Origin of the sequence: Streptomyces sp. NPDC049597 (assembly GCF_040675505.1) — a bacterium.
In the GTDB taxonomy this organism is placed as follows: domain Bacteria; phylum Actinomycetota; class Actinomycetes; order Streptomycetales; family Streptomycetaceae; genus Streptomyces.
Genome location: NZ_JBFAOY010000018.1, coordinates 1 through 16,829 on the forward strand (window position 1 = coordinate 1; position 16,829 = coordinate 16,829).

Annotated in this window: 16 protein-coding genes; 12 read left to right on the forward strand and 4 right to left on the reverse strand. The window is 72.5% G+C overall.

Annotated features, from left to right (window positions below; translation table 11 throughout):
* Positions 1 to 105: 105 nt before the first annotated feature.
* Together AB0K02_RS20745 and AB0K02_RS20750 are read right to left on the reverse strand one after the other, a co-directional pair.
* On the reverse strand, positions 106 to 2,025 hold the full coding sequence (locus AB0K02_RS20745; protein WP_365994051.1) for an NAD-binding protein: 1,920 nt from the start codon (positions 2,023 to 2,025) through the stop codon (positions 106 to 108).
* 99 nt (positions 2,026 to 2,124) lie between these two features.
* On the reverse strand, positions 2,125 to 2,997 hold the full coding sequence (locus tag AB0K02_RS20750) for an ABC transporter substrate-binding protein (RefSeq protein ID WP_365993939.1): 873 nt from the start codon (positions 2,995 to 2,997) through the stop codon (positions 2,125 to 2,127).
* A gap of 285 nt (positions 2,998 to 3,282) precedes the next feature.
* On the opposite strand from AB0K02_RS20750, the gene AB0K02_RS20755 reads away from it, so the two are divergent.
* Positions 3,283 to 3,675: a VOC family protein gene (locus AB0K02_RS20755; RefSeq protein WP_365993940.1), complete on the forward strand. Its 393-nt coding sequence runs from the start codon at positions 3,283 to 3,285 to the stop codon at positions 3,673 to 3,675.
* Here the strand turns inward: AB0K02_RS20755 and AB0K02_RS20760 are convergent.
* A complete protein-coding gene (locus tag AB0K02_RS20760) occupies positions 3,615 to 4,358 on the reverse strand; it encodes a helix-turn-helix domain-containing protein (RefSeq protein WP_365993941.1) in 744 nt (247 codons plus the stop codon). The two genes, AB0K02_RS20755 and AB0K02_RS20760, sit on opposite strands and share 61 nt — an antisense overlap.
* 29 nt (positions 4,359 to 4,387) lie before the next feature.
* Positions 4,388 to 5,578 carry a YihY/virulence factor BrkB family protein gene (locus AB0K02_RS20765; RefSeq protein WP_365993942.1) on the reverse strand — a complete coding sequence of 397 codons (1,191 nt, stop codon included), beginning with the start codon at positions 5,576 to 5,578 and terminating at the stop codon, positions 4,388 to 4,390.
* Positions 5,579 to 5,595: 17 nt separating this feature from the next.
* Here AB0K02_RS20765 and AB0K02_RS20770 point away from each other — a divergent pair, with 17 nt between their 5' ends.
* From AB0K02_RS20770 to AB0K02_RS20820, 11 genes are all read left to right on the forward strand, one after another.
* Positions 5,596 to 7,230, forward strand: coding sequence for an acyl-CoA dehydrogenase family protein (locus AB0K02_RS20770; RefSeq protein WP_365993943.1), 1,635 nt, complete (start codon positions 5,596 to 5,598; stop codon positions 7,228 to 7,230).
* Between the two features lie 301 nt (positions 7,231 to 7,531).
* On the forward strand, positions 7,532 to 8,773 hold the full coding sequence (locus AB0K02_RS20775) for a GAF domain-containing protein (RefSeq protein ID WP_365994052.1): 1,242 nt from the start codon (positions 7,532 to 7,534) through the stop codon (positions 8,771 to 8,773).
* Between the two features lie 43 nt (positions 8,774 to 8,816).
* On the forward strand, positions 8,817 to 9,389 hold the full coding sequence (locus AB0K02_RS20780) for a GNAT family N-acetyltransferase (protein WP_365993944.1): 573 nt from the start codon (positions 8,817 to 8,819) through the stop codon (positions 9,387 to 9,389).
* A gap of 396 nt (positions 9,390 to 9,785) precedes the next feature.
* Positions 9,786 to 9,869 (forward strand): putative leader peptide, encoded by an 84-nt coding sequence (locus AB0K02_RS20785; RefSeq protein ID WP_310650533.1) that lies wholly within the window; start codon positions 9,786 to 9,788, stop codon positions 9,867 to 9,869.
* A gap of 115 nt (positions 9,870 to 9,984) precedes the next feature.
* The gene (locus AB0K02_RS20790) at positions 9,985 to 11,682 is read left to right on the forward strand and encodes a nitrite/sulfite reductase (RefSeq protein ID WP_365993945.1); all 1,698 of its coding nucleotides are present in this window, start codon (positions 9,985 to 9,987) and stop codon (positions 11,680 to 11,682) included.
* The gene (locus tag AB0K02_RS20795; RefSeq protein ID WP_365993946.1) at positions 11,679 to 11,858 is read left to right on the forward strand and encodes a hypothetical protein; all 180 of its coding nucleotides are present in this window, start codon (positions 11,679 to 11,681) and stop codon (positions 11,856 to 11,858) included. The genes AB0K02_RS20790 and AB0K02_RS20795 overlap by 4 nt, the downstream gene beginning before the upstream one ends.
* On the forward strand, positions 11,855 to 12,556 hold the full coding sequence (locus AB0K02_RS20800) for a phosphoadenylyl-sulfate reductase (protein ID WP_365993947.1): 702 nt from the start codon (positions 11,855 to 11,857) through the stop codon (positions 12,554 to 12,556). Before AB0K02_RS20795 ends, AB0K02_RS20800 begins: the two co-directional genes overlap by 4 nt.
* Complete coding sequence (gene cysC, locus AB0K02_RS20805) at positions 12,556 to 13,122, forward strand: adenylyl-sulfate kinase (RefSeq protein ID WP_177151739.1); 567 nt, start codon at positions 12,556 to 12,558, stop codon at positions 13,120 to 13,122. Before AB0K02_RS20800 ends, cysC begins: the two co-directional genes overlap by 1 nt.
* Complete coding sequence (cysD, locus tag AB0K02_RS20810; RefSeq protein WP_365993948.1) at positions 13,119 to 14,072, forward strand: sulfate adenylyltransferase subunit CysD; 954 nt, start codon at positions 13,119 to 13,121, stop codon at positions 14,070 to 14,072. Before cysC ends, cysD begins: the two co-directional genes overlap by 4 nt.
* 2 nt (positions 14,073 to 14,074) lie before the next feature.
* Entirely contained in the window at positions 14,075 to 15,418 is a 1,344-nt protein-coding gene (locus tag AB0K02_RS20815; protein ID WP_365993949.1) for a GTP-binding protein, read from the forward strand.
* Positions 15,419 to 15,685: 267 nt separating this feature from the next.
* On the forward strand, positions 15,686 to 16,795 hold the full coding sequence (locus tag AB0K02_RS20820; protein WP_365993950.1) for an aliphatic sulfonate ABC transporter substrate-binding protein: 1,110 nt from the start codon (positions 15,686 to 15,688) through the stop codon (positions 16,793 to 16,795).
* Positions 16,796 to 16,829 lie beyond the last annotated feature (34 nt).

Genomic DNA, 16,829 nt, shown 5'->3' on the forward strand with positions numbered 1-16,829 from the left:
TCTTCCGATCGCCCTCCCGGCCGGCCCCGCGGGCTTCGTGTCCCGTTACTAAACCCCGACCGCCGGGGGGGGCCCCGGGGCGCCCGCGCGGGGGCCGCCCTTCGTTCACCGCTGCCCGCCAGTCGTGCGGTGTCTCCTGCCCAGCAGTTCGGCGAGCCCCCGCCGGGTCGCCGCCACGACCACCCTGTCCTCGGCGCGCAGCACATAGCCGGGGTGCAGGTCCCAGACGAGTCCGGCGGCGCCGTCCTCGCCCGAGCGGCGGGCGGTGGCCAGATCGGGGCGCCGGTCGCCGGGAGCGGTGGCGTCCAGAGCGATGACGCGCCAGTGTCCCGGGCGGAACGCCTCCTCCACCGTCAGTCCTTCGAGCCGCGGCTGGCCGGCGACCTCCAGGGCGGCGAACAGCAGCACCTTGCGTTCGACCGGGATCGCCCCGAGGATCTGACGCCCCATCATGGCTCCGGCGAAGGCCGGGGCCGCCAGGGTGGACACGCTGCGGCTGCGGGTGAGGGCGCCGGGGTGGGCAGAGCGCAGGCTGCGGTAGACGGCGAGGGCGAACTCGTCGTCGTAGATCCGCATGGCGACCCGCAGATCGGGTTTGGCGGAGCGTGCGTACAGGGCGGCTTCCAGGTTCGTCGTGTCGACGCTCGTGAGGGCGAGCAGGGCGTGCGCCCGGTGGATCTTCGCCGCCTCCAGCACGCCCTCCTGGGTCACGTCGCCCAGCACGGTCGGCACCCGCAGGCGCCGCACGAGCGGGATGCCGCGCGCCTCGGGGTCCCCCTCGACGCAGACCACGGGGATGCCGAGCTCCCTGAGCTGCATCAGCACCCTGCTGCCGATCTTCCCGAGCCCGAGCAGCACCACATGCCCCGACAGCCCGCGCGGCGGGCGGCGCAGCGCGGAGGCGGTGCGGAACGTGCCCAGGGCCTCCAGCGCGGCCGCGACCGTGAGCGGGAGCAGCAGCAGTCCGGCGAAGCCGGTGAGGAGTTGGAGGACCTGACGGTCGGGTTCCGCGCCGTGGGCGGGGTCGCCCATGCCGAACAGGTCGAGCAGGATGAGGTAGACCGCGTGCAGCGGATGGTCGCCGGTGGTGAGCCAGGTGGTGACGCCGAGGCCGAAGACGGCGGCGCCGAGCCCCGCGAGCGACCAGCGCAGCCGCCGTGAGAAGAGCCGGCCCAGGGGTGCTCCCCGGCCCGAGAGCGGTCCGGGCGCACGGCCCGGTGCGGTGTGCGAGATGGCCTCCAGCACGACCGTGCCGCGCCCGGTGGCCTCCGCGACGCTCCGGTCGTCGGGGAGCAGCCGCGGACCGTCCCGACCGCTGCGGTCCGAACCCTCCTCGCCGGCCGGGTCGTTGGTGGTCGACGACAGCAGCGCGAGGGTGCACAGCCCGGGGTCGGCGACCTCGCCCCGGGCGGGCGGCGTGCGCTCGACTGCCCGCAGCAGCAGGCCGTCGGCCCGTACCACCTTGCTCGTCCCGGCGATCGCGGTCGCGGCCAGGGCGGGTGCGGCGGTGTCCGCGTCCGACAGGACGGTCGTGGAGGCGTCCAGCTTCTCGGGGTCGATCCCCGGGTCGGCCAACGCCGCCGCCTGGTCGAGGAGTTGTTCGAGGTGCTGGCCGAGTTTGCGGTTGTAGAGGCGGATCACCAGGCGCAGACGCGGGTTGAGGCGGCGCGCGGCGAGCGCGGCCCGGATGTTGGTCTCGTCGTCGTCGTGGACGAGCGCGAGAGCCGCGGCGTCGCCCACCCCGGCCTCCAGCAGTACGTCCTCGTCCAGCTGCGGGGTCTCCAGGACCCGTGGGAGGTCGGCCGGCGGGGTGTCACCGGGCGCGACGGGCGGGGCGACCGCGCGGGTCATGGCGGCCGACACCCGCCCGAACAGCGCGGACGCCCTGGCCCTGCCCGGCGACGACGGTTCGGAACCTCTCGGCGCTCCCGCCGCGGGCACGACGAGTGTCACCCGTTCCCGGTAGACCTCGCGCAGTTCGGCGGCGAGCCGGTGCGCCAGCGTGTCGTCGCCGCACACGATCATGTGGCCCGTAGTGGTGGGCAGTTGGGTCTGCTGCGGGAAGGTGGAGGTCACACCCCATAGAGTGCCGCGGGCTTCTTGACGGTTGCGCCGGGGGGCCGGTCAGCGGGTCTGAAGTGCCTCCGCCACCGCCGCGAGGAACTCCGCGTGGGCGCGGGCGCTGCACGGGAGTTCGGGGTTCCACGGCACGACGCGGGAGCGTGCCGTGGCGGCCCACCGGCCGCCGGGCCCGCCCAGGCGGTGCGTCGGCACGGCATGGGCGCGCACGTCCACCAGAACGACGTCGGGCTCCAGTCGCTCCACCGCCGTCCAGTCGGTGGTGGACCAGCTGACGCCGGGGCCGGGGCCGGGCTCGGCCATGCGCACCCCATGACCGGTCAGGGCCCGCAGGTCGGGCCACGCGGTGGGCCGGGCCAGGTGCACGGTGTCGTCGCCGGCGGGCGACAGGGCGAGGACGCGGACCTCGGGCGCCCGGCCCGCCGCGGCGCTCAACCGCGTTCGCGCGTCGGTCAGTCCGGCCGTTGCGGCCCTGTCCTCACCGGCGCCGAGCGAGGCGGCAAGCGCGCCGAACCGCTCCCGCGTCCCGTCGAGCGGGCGCCCGTTCCCGACGTCCACGACCACGAGGGGAACCCGCTCCTCGAGGTGCTTGGCCGTGTCGGGGTCGAGCCCGTAGACGTGGTCGGAGCCGTACGCCACCGCCACCACGAGGTCCGGAGCGGAGCGCAGGAGGTCCTCGGCGCTCAGTCGGGGGCCCGGGCCGAGGTAGTCGACGGTGCCGGGCGGCAGGGCTCCGGCCTTGGCCGGGTCGGCGTCGGCGCCGTCGTGGGCGGAGCCGAAGACGCTCACCGGCCGTACGCCGTGGTCGTGGAGAGTGGCCCCCGCCTGTATGTAGGCGGTGATCCGCGCCGGAGTGCGCGGCGCGCCGGCCAGGCGGCCGCGGTCGTCCAGGAACTGCCATCCGTTGTCGTACGCCATTGCGCCTCCACTCGGTCACGGCACGTGCGTCGCCGATTCCCTGCCCCGGCCGAGCCCTTCGTACGCGCGGGCCGCGCTTCGGCGGACGGCCGGCTCGTGGCCGCCGGCCCGCGAGGCGAACAGCGTCGGCCCGGCCTCGTCCGGGCTCGCGGATGCGGCCCCGTATGCGCACCGGCGTCCGGTCCGCTCGGCACGCTCCCCGTCGCCGGCCGGCCTCGCAGCGGCGGCCGCCGGGCGTCCGATTCGTTCAAGACCGCGGTCCCCCGGCCGCCCTACGGTGACGGCATGACTCCACGACTCGACGCCGTCGGCCTCGTCGTCTCCGACATGGCCGCCTCCCTCGCCTTCTACCGTCGCCTCGGCCTGGACGTCCCCGCCGACGCGGACTCCGCCCCGCACGCGGAGGCGACCCTGCCCAGCGGGCTGCGGGTGCTGTGGGACACCGAGGAGACCGTCCGCTCCTTCGATCACGGCTGGACCCGCCCGTCCGGCGGCGATCGCATCGGGCTGTGCTTCCGGTGTGACGGCCCCGCCGAGGTCGACGCCGTCCACGACGAGCTGGTGTCCGCCGGGTACCGGAGCCACATCGAGCCGTGGGACGCGGTGTGGGGGCAGCGTTACGCGGTGGTGCTCGACCCGGACGGCATGGGTGTCTCCCTCTTCGCCGACGCCGCGTAGGAGCTGAGGGTGGTACCGGTCAGGGAACGCATCTCCCTGGCCAGGTGCGCCTGGTCGGCGCAGCCCGCCGCGAGCGCCGCCTCGGCGTAGGGGACACCGGCGCGGACCAGCGTGAGCGCGCGCTGCAGTCTCAGGATGCGGGCCAGCGTCTTGGGGCCGTAGCCGAACGCGTCCAGGGAACGCCGGTGCAGCTGCCGGGCGCCGAGTCCGGCCGCCTCCGCCGCGGCCGCGACGGTGCCTCCCGCGCCCAGGTGCCCGGCGACGCGCGCGAGCAGCGGGTCCGGCGGCGGCGCCTGCGCGGCCCGGGCGAGCGCCACGGCCTCCAGTCCGGCGGCCGGGCCGGCCGCGTCGCCGACCCGCCCGGCGAGCCCGCGCGCTGTCGCCGCGCCCCACAGATCGGCCAGTTCGACCCGCTTGTCGCGCAGTTCGTGCGCCGGTACGCCGAAGAACGCAGGCGCGGCGCCGGGCGGGAAGCGCAGGCCCGCCCAGAGTGTCCCGGCCCCGCCGTCCGGGGTGTGGGCCGCGGTGTCGGGGCCCGCGACGAGCAGCCGCTCCCCGTTCCACAGCAGGTCCATGCAGCCGTCGGGGAGCACCGGATGCGCCGGGCCGTCGTGCCCGTGCTCGTGCAGGGTCCTGGTCCAGACGACGGCGCCGTCCAGCCGTGAGGGGCGTTGCCGGTACATACGACCGAGGGTAGGACGCGGTCCGGCGGTCAGGCGTGGCCGTCCGGGCCGTCGTCGCGGCTCTGGTCCCTGCCGTGGTCGCGACCGCTGTCCCTGCCGTTGTCCCGGCCGGTGTGCAGGCGGGACCGCACGTCGTCCGGCGGCAGGAACCTCGACCAGCGCTCGGGGAACTCGGACGGCATGTCGCCGCCGCCCTCGTCCCCGTCCTCGTCGTCCTCGTACACCTGGGCCGCCCTCGCCCGCGCGAGCAGCTCGGCGGCGTCAGCCGCGCGGGCCCGCTCGTTGGCGGCGCGGGCCGCGGCCGTGGCGACCGAAGGCCATACGCGGTCGATGGCGGCGTTGACGGCGGCCCCGACGAGGACGGCGAAGGCGGAGATGCCTATCCAGAGCAGGAAGGCGATGGGCGCCGCGAGCGAGCCGTAGATCGTGGGGCCCTCGACGGTGCTGGTCAGGTAGATACGGAGCAGGAAGCTGCCGAGCACCCACATCCCGAGCGCCACGAGCGCTCCCGGCACGTCCTCCACCCAGGGCGACCGCACGGGCACGGACACGTGGTACAGGGTGGTGAGGAAGGCGATCGACAGCAGGATCACCACCGGCCAGTAGAGGAACTCCACCACTTCCGTGCCCCACGGCATCAGCTCCACGACCCGGTCCGGGCCGACGACGGCGAGCGGCAGCACCACCGCGCCGATCAGCAGGGCGATGATGTAGAGCAGGAACGCCAGGAGCCTCGTCGCGACGATGCCCCGGTGACCGTCCAGCCCGTACATGACGGTGATGGTGTCGATGAAGACGTTGACCGCGCGGGAGCCCGACCAGAGGGCGATGGCGAACCCGATGGAGATGAGGTCCGGCCTGCCGCCGTGGGTGACGTCCTCCAGCAGCGGTTTGGCGATGTCGTTGACGCCCCGGTCGGAGAGCACCGTGCCGACGGCCGTGAGGATGTTCTCCTCGATCGAGGCGACGGTGGTCGTGTTGGTCCAGTCGTCGATGTAGCCGAGCAGGCCCAGGAGGCCGAGCATCAGCGGCGGCACCGACAGCAGCGTGAAGAACGCCGCCTCGGCGGCCAGGCCGAGGATCCGGTACTCGATGCAGGAATTGACGGTGTCCTTGAGCAGCAGCCATGCCATCTTCCGCTTGGAGACGTTGCGGTAGAGGACTCGGGCTCGGTGGAGCCGCCCATGGGGCCGCTCGGGTGTTTCATTTGCTGCCTGCACCTCCTTACCGTATCGGCATGGCAGACAGCACCCACACAGTGACCAACCAGGCTCCGCCCCTGGTGGGGTACGACGTCTACAGCGCCGACCGTGCCCTCACGGAAGCGGTCGACCGGCATGTCGCCCCCGCGCTCCGGGACGAGGTGCGCGAGGAGCTGTCCGCACTCGGGCAGACGGCGGGCTCGGCGCAGGCACAGGAATGGGGGACGCAGGCCAACGAGAACCCGCCGAAGCTGCGCACCCACGACCGGTACGGGAACCGGATCGACGAGGTCGAGTTCCATCCGGCCTGGCACCGGTTGCTCGGGCACGGCGTCTCGGCGGGCCTGGTGAACGCCTGGAACCGGCCGGCCGGGCATGTGCGCCGGGCCGCCGGATTCCTGGTGTGGACCCAGGCCGAGGCCGGGCACGGCTGCCCCCTGTCGATGACGCACGCCTCGGTCCCGGCCCTGCGGACGGATCCGGCGCTCGCCGCGGTGTGGGAGCCGCGGCTGACGTCGACGGTGTACGAGGAAGGTCTGCGCCCGGCGGCCGAGAAGGCGGGTTCGCTGTTCGGGATGGGCATGACCGAGAAGCAGGGCGGCAGCGACGTGCGCGCGAACACCACGCGCGCCGAGCCGCTGGCCGCCGACGGCGAGTACGTGCTGACCGGTCACAAGTGGTTCTGCTCCGCGCCGATGAGCGACGGCTTCCTGGTCCTCGCCCAGGCGCCAGGGGGGCTGACCTGCTTCCTGGTGCCGCGGGTGCTTCAGGACGGGACGCGCAACGTCTTCAGGATCCAGCGGCTGAAGGACAAGCTCGGCAACCGGTCCAACGCGTCCAGCGAGGTCGAGTTCGACGGCACGTGGGGCAGGCGGGTCGGCGACGAGGGCCGCGGGGTGCGCACCATCATCGAGATGGTGGCCGCGACCCGGCTCGACTGCGTCCTCGGCTCGGCCGCCCTGATGCGGCAGGCGGTGGCGCAGGCCGTGCACCACGCGACGTACCGCAGTGCCTTCGGCGGGCTGCTCGTCGACAAGCCGCTGATGCGCAACGTGCTGGCCGATCTGGCGCTCGAGTCGGAGGCGGCGACGACGCTGGGACTGCGGCTGGCCGCGGCGTATGACGCGGACACCGAGGAGGAGCGGGCGTTCCTGCGGCTCGCGGTGCCCGCGGCCAAGTACTGGGTGACGAAGCGGTGCACGCCGGTCGCGGCCGAGGCCCTGGAGTGCCTGGGCGGCAACGGCTATGTGGAGGAGTCGGGCATGCCGAGGCTCCTGCGCGAGTCGCCGCTCAACTCGATCTGGGAGGGCTCGGGCAACGTCCAGGCGCTGGACGTGCTGCGCGCGCTGCAGAGGGAGCCGCAGGCGCTGAACGCCTTCCTCCAGGAGGTCGGCACGGCGCGGGGCGCGGACCACCGGCTGGACGCGGCGATCAAGGACCTGCTGACGGAGCTCGCGGACCTGGACGGCATCGAGGCGCGGGCGCGGCGGCTCGTCGAGCGCATGGCCCTGGTCCTGCAGGGATCGCTGCTGGTCCGCTGGGCGCCGCCGGAGGTGGCCGACGCGTTCTGCGCCTCGCGGCTGGGCGGTGACTGGGGGGCGGCGTTCGGGACGCTGCCGCACTCGCTCGACCTGGCGTCGGTGGTGGAGCGGGCGCGCGCATCGGTGTGACGTCGAACGGGCGCGGGCCGTGGTGCGACGGCCCGCGCCCGTGACGTTTGTCGGGTGGTGCTGCGCCGACACGGCACCACCCCGCACCGGCGGACCGGTGCTCCGTCACCTTCGTGCACGCGCACGTCCGTTCGCCACGGTTGCAAAGGGTTGCATCCTTGTGTGGCATATGGCGGCGCGCTGTGCCCGGAGCACGGCAGGATATGGCCGGGCACACCCCGCCACCCCCGCTCCGGACGCTGGCGTCATCGAGGAGGACCCAGTGCACAACTCATCGCTCGACCTGGCGAGGCTCGCGGCCATGGACACCGCGGAGGCCCTCCGGCTGCTGAAGGGCGTACGGGACGCCGCGCTCTCCGGGCGCCGGCCGCAGGTGGGCCCGCGCACGGACATCGACGAGTCGTGGCAGCGGATGCTGCGCGGCGGGGTGGACCCGGACAAGGACCGCAGGGCCGGGCTGCTGCCGCTGGAGGAGATCGAACGCCGCAGGCTGTCCTCGCCGCTGCTGGACGTGCTGCCGGTGCTCCGCGAGGGTCTCGTGTCCATCGCGGAGGCGGCGCAGCACATCATGGTCGTCTCGGACGCGGAGGGCCGGCTGCTGTGGCGGGAGGGCAGCACGCCCGTGCTGCGCAAGGGCGACGGGCACGGCTTCGTCCTCGGCGCGGACTGGTCCGAGGGCCTGGTCGGCACCAACGGCGTCGGTACCCCGCTCGTGATCCGGCGCCCGGTCCAGGTGCACTCGGCCGAGCACTTCGTCTCCACACACCACACCTGGACGTGCGCGGGCGCCCCGGTCACCGATCCGCGCGACGGGAGGCTGATCGGCGTCGTCGACATCAGCGGACCGTTGTCCACCATGCATCCGGCGACGCTCGCCCTGGTCACCTCGGTCACCAAGCTCGCCGAGGCCGAGCTGCGCAACCGCCACCACGAGTCGCTGGACCGGCTGCGCAGTGCGGCGGCGCCGCTGCTGGGCCGGATCGGCGGCCGGGCGCTGGCGGTGGACGCCACCGGCTGGCCCGCCGCGGTGACCGGAATGGCTCCGCCAGGCAGGCTGGCGCTGCCGAAGGCGGTGCGCTCCGGTCGGATGTGGCTGCCGTCGCTGGGGATGTGTTCCGTGGAACCGCTGCCCGGCGGCTGGCTGGTGCGCGTGGACGAGGAGGACCCGGAGCCGGTGACGCCGGGCCGGGTCGTGCTGGATCTGAGCAGGCCCCGTCGGCCGTCGGTGCGGGTGTCGGGCGGTTCGGGCAGCTGGACGTACGAGCTCAGTCCGCGCCATGCCGAGCTGCTGTACCTGCTGGCGCTGCACCGGGACGGGCGCAGTGCGGCGCAGCTGGCCGGGGACCTCTTCGGGGACCGGACGCGGACGGTGACGGTGCGGGCGGAGATGTCGCGGCTGCGGCGCCATCTCGCCCAGGTGCTGGCGCACCGCCCGTACCGGTTCTCCGAGGAGCTGGAGGTGGAGGTGGTGGCGCCGGAACAGCCGGGTGACCTGCTGCCGCACTCGACGGCTCCGGCGGTCCGGCGGGCGCGGGCGGCCTGACCGGCGCTTGGCCGGAACTCGTCGTCGTGATTGTCTGGCGCGCATGAGCATCACTGTGACCACCTGGTCCCTGGAGCAGACGTCGCCCGCCGACCAGCGGCCGGCGGCGGCGCCCGACGGGGACATACGGATCGTCCGGGCGGAGGTCCCCTCGCCGGAGTTCAGCCGCTTCCTCTACACGGCCGTGGGCGGCGACATCCACTGGACGGACCGCCTCGGCATGACCTACGCCGCCTGGCAGGAGTGGCTGGAGCTGCCGGGCGTCGAGACGTGGGTGGCGTACGACAAGGGGACGCCCGCCGGCTACGTCGAGCTCCAGGCGCAGGACGACGGTGCGGTGGAGATCGTCTACTTCGGGCTCATCCCTGCCTTCCGGGGCCGGCGGATCGGCGGGCACCTGCTGTCGTACGGCGTCGCCCGGGCCTGGGACCTGGCCGACCGCTGGCCGGGGCTCGCCCCGACCAAGCGGGTGTGGCTGCACACGTGCTCCAAGGACGGCCCGCACGCGATGGACAACTATCTGCGCCGCGGCTTCACGGTCTTCGACACCAAGGTCGAGGAAGAAGAAGGGGACGCGGCGGCGACCCCCGGCCCCTGGCCCGGCGCGGGCCTCTGACCGGCCGCGCGCTCCCGACCGCGCCCGCCTCCGAGCGACCGGGCGCTTCCGACCGCGCCGGCCTCCGAACGCCCCGGCCCTCCCGACCGCGCCCGCTTCCGAACGACCCGGCGCTCCGGACCGCGCCCGCGCCCGCCCGGCCCGCTTCGCGCGGCCCCGCTCTCCGGGGCCGCGCCCGCGTCGGTACGCCTCGGCTCTCCCGGAGTACCGGCCAGGGGAAGCCGGGCACCCCGCGCCCCGGGCAGTCGTCGTCGGCGACGGCTGCCGGGCGCGGGGCGAGGGGCGACAATCGGCCATGTCGTGACCCACGACACATTGTCTCGCGATGCGGGACAGTGTTGTCCACATTTTGGATAGCGGTGGACTGAGTCCAAAGTCCCATGACACGCTTCCGTCATGTCTAGCACTGGAATTGCCTTGGTGAGTCGGCGGCACGTCGACCTCGGCCGCATGTCCAGCGCCATCTGTCCGGCCTGCTGACAGCCCAGCACAGCCGCGCTTTCCCCTGCTTCACCCCGCCCTGCGCACTGTCGCGCCCTCGTCGCGAGTGTGCAGCTCAGAGCCGCCCTCCTGCAGTCTCGAAGGACATACCGCCATGGCCGCCACCCCTGAAAAGCCCGTCTCCGCCACGTCTCGACGCAAGGCCGGACGCCACCGCGGCGAGGGCCAGTGGGCCATGGGCCACCACACGCCCCTCAACGGCAACGAGCAGACCAAGAAGGACGACGACGGTCTCAATGTGCGGACACGCATTGAGACGATCTACGCCCACCGCGGCTTCGACTCCATCGACGGCGCCGACCTGCGCGGACGTATGCGCTGGTGGGGCCTGTACACCCAGCGCAAGCCCGGGATCGACGGCGGCAAGACGGCGATCCTGGAGCCGGAGGAGCTGGACGACGAGTTCTTCATGCTGCGGGTGCGCATCGACGGTGGCCGGCTGACCACCGAGCAGCTGCGCGTCATCGGCGAGATCTCGCAGGAGTTCGCGCGCGGCACCGCCGACCTCACCGACCGGCAGAACGTCCAGTACCACTGGATCCGCATCGAGGACGTCCCCGAGATCTGGCGCCGCCTGGAGGCCGTCGGCCTGTCGACGACCGAGGCGTGCGGCGACACCCCGCGGACGATCCTCGGTTCCCCGGTGGCCGGCATCGCCGAGGACGAGATCGTCGACGGCAGCCCGGCCATCGACGAGATCCACCGCCGGTTCATCGGCAACAAGGACTTCTCGAACCTGCCGCGCAAGTTCAAGACCGCGATCTCCGGCTCCCCGCTGCTGGACGTGGCGCACGAGATCAACGACGTCGCCTTCGTCGGGGTGAACCACCCCGAGCACGGTCCGGGCTTCGACCTGTGGGTCGGCGGCGGCCTGTCCACCAACCCGAAGCTGGGTGTGCGCCTCGGCGCCTGGGTCCCCCTCGACGAGGTCCCGGACGCCTGGGAAGGCGTCATCTCGATCTTCCGGGACTACGGCTACCGCCGCCTGCGCAACCGCGCCCGCCTGAAGTTCCTCGTCGCCGACTGGGGCGCCGAGAAGTTCCGCCAGGTGCTGGAGGACGAGTACCTGAAGCACAAGCTGGTCGACGGCCCCGCTCCCGAGCAGCCCATCGAGCACTGGCGCGACCACGTCGGCGTCCACCGCCAGCAGGACGGCCGGTTCTACGTCGGCTTCGCCCCGCGGGTGGGCCGCGTCGACGGCACCACGCTCACCAAGATCGCCGATCTGGCGGCGGCGCACGGCTCCGGCCGGCTGCGCACCACCGTCGAGCAGAAGATGATCGTGCTCGACGTCGCCGAGGACCAGGTCGACTCGCTCGTCTCCGGCCTCGAGGCACTCGACCTCCAGGTCAAGCCCTCGCCGTTCCGGCGGGGCACGATGGCCTGCACCGGCATCGAGTTCTGCAAGCTGGCGATCGTCGAGACGAAGGGCCGCGGCTCCGCGCTCATCGACGAACTGGAACGGCGCCTGCCCGAGTTCGACCAGCCCCTCACCATCAACATCAACGGCTGCCCGAACGCCTGCGCGCGCATCCAGGTCGCGGACATCGGTCTCAAGGGCCAGCTGGTCCTGGACGACGAGGGCAACCAGGTCGAGGGCTACCAGGTGCACCTGGGCGGCGCGCTGGGTCTGGAGCCCGCCTTCGGCCGCAAGGTGCGCGGTCTGAAGGTCACCTCCGCCGAGCTGCCCGACTACGTGGAGCGGGTCCTCAAGCGCTTCGAGGCGGAGCGCGAGGACGGCGAGCGCTTCGCCACGTGGGCGGCACGCGCCTCCGAGGAGGCTCTCTCATGAGCGAGCGCGCCGCCCCCTTCTACTGCCCCTACTGCGGGGACGAGGACTTGCGCCCGAGCGAGCAGGGCCACGGCGCCTGGGAATGCGCGGCGTGCAATCGGGCCTTCCAGCTGAAGTTCCTCGGGCTCCTGTCCCGCGGACTTCAGTCCAACGACGGTGGAGGGGAAACGACATGACGACGATTCAGTCCGGTCAGGACCTCAAGTCGCTGGCCGAGCAGGCGGGCCGCGACCTCGAGGACGCCTCGGCGCTCGACATCCTGAAGTGGGCCGCCGACACCTTCGGCGAGCGCTTCTGCGTCACCTCCTCCATGGAGGACGCGGTCGTCGCCCACCTCGCCTCGCGCGTCTTCCCGGGTGTGGACGTCGTCTTCCTCGACACCGGCTACCACTTCGAGGAGACGATCGGCACACGGGACGCCGTGGACGCCGTGATGGACGTCAACGTCATCACGCTCACCCCGCGTCAGACCGTGGCCGAGCAGGACGCCGAGTACGGGCCGAGGCTGCACGACCGCGACCCCGATCTGTGCTGCGCCCTGCGCAAGGTCAAGCCCCTCGAAGAGGGGCTGACCCGCTACGCCGCATGGGCCACCGGCCTGCGCCGCGACGAGTCCCCGACCCGGGCGAACACCCCGGTTGTCGGCTGGGACGAGAAGCGGCAGAAGGTCAAGATCTCGCCGATCGCCCGGTGGACGCAGGACGACGTGGACGCCTACGTCGCCGAGCACGGTGTCCTGACGAACCCCCTGCTCATGGACGGCTACACGTCCGTCGGCTGCGCCCCCTGCACCCGCCGGGTGCTGGAGGGCGAGGACGCGCGCGCCGGCCGCTGGGCCGGGCGGGGAAAGACGGAATGCGGGCTGCACGGCTGATGACGAACACTCAGAAGGACCAGGAGAACGACGTGACCGGAGCCACCATCTGGCTCACGGGTCTGCCGAGCGCCGGCAAGACCACCATCGCGTACGAGCTTGCGGGCAGGCTGCGCGAGGAGGGCCACCGGGTCGAGCTGCTCGACGGCGACGAGATCCGCGAGTTCCTCTCGGCGGGCCTCGGCTTCAGCCGCGAGGACCGGCACACCAACGTGCAGCGGATCGGCTTCGTCGCCGAACTGCTCGCGTCCAACGGCGTGAAGGTGCTGGTCCCGGTCATCGCCCCGTACGCCGACAGCCGCGAGTCCGTGCGCAAGCGCCACCAGCAGGAGGGCACCGCGTACGTCGAGGTGCATGTCGCCACTCCGGTGGAGGTCTGCTCGGTGCGCGATGTGAAGGGGCTGTACGCCAGGCAGGCGGCCGGCGAGATCAGCGGGCTGACGGGCGTCGACGACCCGTACGAGGAGCCCGAGTCACCCGATCTGCGGATCGAGTCCCAGAACCAGACCGTGCAGGAGTCCGCCGCGGCGGTCCACGCGCTGCTGACCGAAAGGGGTCTCCTGTGACCACGAGTGTCGACGTCCTGAGCGAGGCTGCGGACAATTCCGGGGGCGCCGGCCCGTACGCCCTCTCCCACCTGGACGCGCTCGAGTCCGAGGCGGTGCACATCTTCCGCGAGGTGGCGGGCGAGTTCGAGCGGCCGGTGATCCTGTTCTCCGGCGGCAAGGACTCCATCGTCATGCTGCACCTCGCGCTGAAGGCCTTCCGGCCCGCCGCGATCCCCTTCTCGCTGCTGCACGTGGACACCGGCCACAACTTCCCGGAGGTCATCGAGTACCGCGACCGCACGGTCGAGAAGCACGGCCTGCGTCTCCATGTCGCGTCCGTGCAGGAGTACATCGACGCCGGAAAGCTGCGCGAGCGCCCCGACGGCACGCGCAACCCGCTGCAGACCGTGCCGCTGACCGAGGCCATCCAGCAGCACCGCTTCGACGCGGTGTTCGGCGGCGGCCGCCGCGACGAGGAGAAGGCCCGCGCCAAGGAGCGGGTGTTCAGCCTCCGCGACGAGTTCTCGCAATGGGACCCGCGCCGGCAGCGCCCCGAGCTGTGGCAGCTCTACAACGGCCGCCACGCCCCCGGCGAGCACGTCCGCGTCTTCCCGCTCTCCAACTGGACCGAGCTGGACGTGTGGCAGTACATCCAGCGGGAGCGGATCGAGCTGCCGCAGATCTACTTCGCCCACGAGCGCGAGGTGTTCAAGCGTGCCGGCATGTGGCTGACCGCGGGTGAGTGGGGCGGCCCGAAGGAGTCGGAGACGACCGAGAAGCGGCTCATCCGCTACCGCACCGTCGGCGACATGTCCTGCACCGGTGCCGTCGACTCCGACGCCACCACGCTGGACGCCGTGATCGCCGAGATCGCCGCCTCCCGCCTCACCGAGCGGGGCGCGACCCGCGCCGACGACAAGCTGTCCGAGGCCGCGATGGAAGACCGCAAGCGCGAAGGGTACTTCTAGACATGACCAGCACCACCGAGCAGCTGACCGAGCAGCTTTCGGCCACCACCCTGCTGCGCTTCGCCACCGCCGGTTCCGTCGACGACGGCAAGTCCACGCTGGTGGGCCGGCTGCTGCACGACTCCAAGTCGGTCCTCGCGGACCAGCTGGAGGCCGTCGAGCACGCCTCCCGCAGCCGCGGCCAGGAGGCGCCCGACCTGGCGCTGCTCACCGACGGCCTGCGGGCCGAGCGCGAGCAGGGCATCACGATCGACGTGGCGTACCGCTACTTCGCCACCCCGCGCCGCCGGTTCATCCTCGCCGACACCCCGGGCCATGTGCAGTACACGCGCAACATGGTGACCGGCGCGTCCACGGCCGAGCTCACGGTGATCCTGGTCGACGCCCGCAACGGAGTCGTCGAGCAGACCCGCCGCCACGCGGCGATCGCCGCGCTGCTGCGCGTTCCGCACGTGGTCCTCGCCGTCAACAAGATGGACCTCGTCGACTACGCGGAGTCCGTGTTCGCCGCGATCGCCGAGGAGTTCACGGCATACGCGACCGAGCTGGGCGTCCCGGAGGTCACCGCGATCCCGATCTCGGCGCTGGCCGGGGACAACGTGGTGGACCCGTCCGCGAACATGGACTGGTACGGCGGCCCGACCGTGCTGGAGCACCTGGAGACCGTGCCGGTCAGCCACGACCTGAGCCACTGCCACGCCCGGCTGCCCGTGCAGTACGTGATCCGGCCGCAGACCGCCGAGCACCCGGACTACCGGGGCTACGCGGGCCAGATCGCGGCCGGCGCCTTCCGGGTCGGCGAGGAGATCACGGTCCTGCCGTCGGGTCGCACCTCGCGCGTCTCGGGCATCGACCTGCTGGGCAAGCCGGTCGACGTGGCCTGGACGACCCAGTCGGTGACCCTCCTGCTGGAGGACGACATCGACATCTCGCGCGGCGACCTGATCGTGCCGAGCAAGGACGCGCCCCCGACCACCCAGGACGTCGAGGCCACCGTCTGCCACGTCGCCGACCAGCCCCTCACCGTCGGCCACCGCGTGCTGCTCAAGCACGGCACCCGCACGGTCAAGGCGATCGTCAAGGACATCCCGTCCCGGCTGACGCTCGACGACCTCTCCCTGCACCCGCACCCGGGTCAGCTGATCGCCAACGACATCGGCCGCGTCAAGATCCGTACGGCCGAGCCGCTGCCGCTCGACTCGTACGCGGACTCCCGCCGCACCGGCGCGTTCATCCTGATCGACCCGGCCGACGGCACCACGCTCACCGCGGGCATGGTCGGCGAGTCGTTCGCGTCGCCGGAGCCCGTCCGGGACAAGGCCGACGACGACGGCTGGGACTTCTGACATGACCGACGTCTTCGGGACCTTCGCCAAGGAGGGCGGCCGCGTCGGCTGGGGGTACCCCCGGACGAAGTCTGGGGGAGGGGACCTCGGCGCGGGCAGGGGCGGGGTGGCGCGATGTGCGCGATGACTGCAGTGCCGCAGGCACGCCGCTCGCGCGCCCGCACCACCCGCACCACCCACCCCAAGAACCGACGAAGACCGCCGACGACCCGGCCGCGTCCCACCTGAACCGACGCGCCGACCGGGCCGACGAGAGGACAGCCTCCCGTGCCAGCCACCCGCACCACCCTCCGCCGCGGCCTCGCCGCCGCGGCCGCCCTGCCGCTCCTCGCCATCGCGCTCACCGCCTGCGGCTACGGCTCCCAGGCCAAGGACGACAAGGTCGCCCCTGCCGCCAAGGGCGAGAAGATCGACGGTCTGGACACCGTCAAGGTCGGTTACTTCCCCAACCTGACGCACGCGACCGCCCTGGTCGGCGACCAGGAGGGCATCATCCAGAAGGAGCTCGGCGGCACGCAGCTGTCGACGGCGACCTTCAACGCGGGTCCGTCCGAGATCGAGGCGCTCAACGCCGGCTCGATCGACATCGGCTTCATCGGGCCTTCGCCCGCGGTCAACGGCTACGTGAAGTCCCAGGGCAAGAGCCTGCGCATCATCGGCGGCTCGGCCTCCGGCGGCGTCAAGCTGGTCGTGAACCCGAAGAAGATCAAGACCCTGGACGACGTCAAGGGCAAGAGGATCGCCACCCCGCAGCTCGGCAACACCCAGGACGTGGCGTTCCTCAACTGGATCGCCGAGAAGGGCTGGAAGGTCGACCCGCAGAGCGGCAAGGGCGATGTCTCCGTGGTCCGCACGGAGAACAAGGTCACGCCGAACGCCTATCTGTCCGGCTCCGTCGACGGCGCCTGGGTGCCGGAACCGACCGCGTCGAAGCTGGTCAGTGACGGGGCGAAGGTGCTGCTCGACGAGTCGACGCTGTGGCCCGACAAGAAGTTCGTCATCACGAACGTGATCGTGTCGCAGAAGTTCCTCGCGGAGCACCCGGCCGTCGTCGAGGCGGTCCTGCGCGGCACGGTGAAGACCAACGAGTGGATCAACGCCAACCCGGACAAGGCGAAGGCCTCCGCCAACGCCAAGCTCCGGGAGCTCACCGGCAAGGCGCTGCCGCCGCAGGTGATCGACCCGGCGTGGCCGTCGATCCGGTTCACCGACGACCCGCTGGCCGCGACGCTCGACGCGCAGGCCGGTCACGCGGTGAAGGCCGGTCTGCTGGAGCAGCCCGACCTCGCCGGCATCTACGACCTGCGGCCGCTGAACAAGGTCCTTCAGGCCGCGGGCAAGCCCGCGGTCGCCGACGCCGGGCTCGGCGTCAAGTAACACGTCCGCCGCTCACACCCAGGAGGTGACGACC

What these genes read in the sequence shown, in the direction of transcription:
- AB0K02_RS20755 (WP_365993940.1), top strand. Translation starts at nt 3,283, where the DNA reads ATGACTCCACGACTCGACGCCGTCGGCCTCGTCGTCTCCGACATGGCC.
- AB0K02_RS20780 (WP_365993944.1), top strand. Translation starts at nt 8,817, where the DNA reads ATGAGCATCACTGTGACCACCTGGTCCCTGGAGCAGACGTCGCCCGCC.
- AB0K02_RS20800 (WP_365993947.1), top strand. Translation starts at nt 11,855, where the DNA reads ATGACGACGATTCAGTCCGGTCAGGACCTCAAGTCGCTGGCCGAGCAG.
- AB0K02_RS20750 (WP_365993939.1), bottom strand. Translation starts at nt 2,997, where the DNA reads ATGGCGTACGACAACGGATGGCAGTTCCTGGACGACCGCGGCCGCCTG.
- AB0K02_RS20785 (WP_310650533.1), top strand. Translation starts at nt 9,786, where the DNA reads ATGTCTAGCACTGGAATTGCCTTGGTGAGTCGGCGGCACGTCGACCTC.
- AB0K02_RS20815 (WP_365993949.1), top strand. Translation starts at nt 14,075, where the DNA reads ATGACCAGCACCACCGAGCAGCTGACCGAGCAGCTTTCGGCCACCACC.
- AB0K02_RS20770 (WP_365993943.1), top strand. Translation starts at nt 5,596, where the DNA reads ATGGCAGACAGCACCCACACAGTGACCAACCAGGCTCCGCCCCTGGTG.
- AB0K02_RS20790 (WP_365993945.1), top strand. Translation starts at nt 9,985, where the DNA reads ATGGCCGCCACCCCTGAAAAGCCCGTCTCCGCCACGTCTCGACGCAAG.
- AB0K02_RS20760 (WP_365993941.1), bottom strand. Translation starts at nt 4,358, where the DNA reads ATGTACCGGCAACGCCCCTCACGGCTGGACGGCGCCGTCGTCTGGACC.
- cysC (WP_177151739.1), top strand. Translation starts at nt 12,556, where the DNA reads ATGACGAACACTCAGAAGGACCAGGAGAACGACGTGACCGGAGCCACC.
- AB0K02_RS20745 (WP_365994051.1), bottom strand. Translation starts at nt 2,025, where the DNA reads ATGATCGTGTGCGGCGACGACACGCTGGCGCACCGGCTCGCCGCCGAA.
- AB0K02_RS20775 (WP_365994052.1), top strand. Translation starts at nt 7,532, where the DNA reads ATGGACACCGCGGAGGCCCTCCGGCTGCTGAAGGGCGTACGGGACGCC.
- AB0K02_RS20795 (WP_365993946.1), top strand. Translation starts at nt 11,679, where the DNA reads ATGAGCGAGCGCGCCGCCCCCTTCTACTGCCCCTACTGCGGGGACGAG.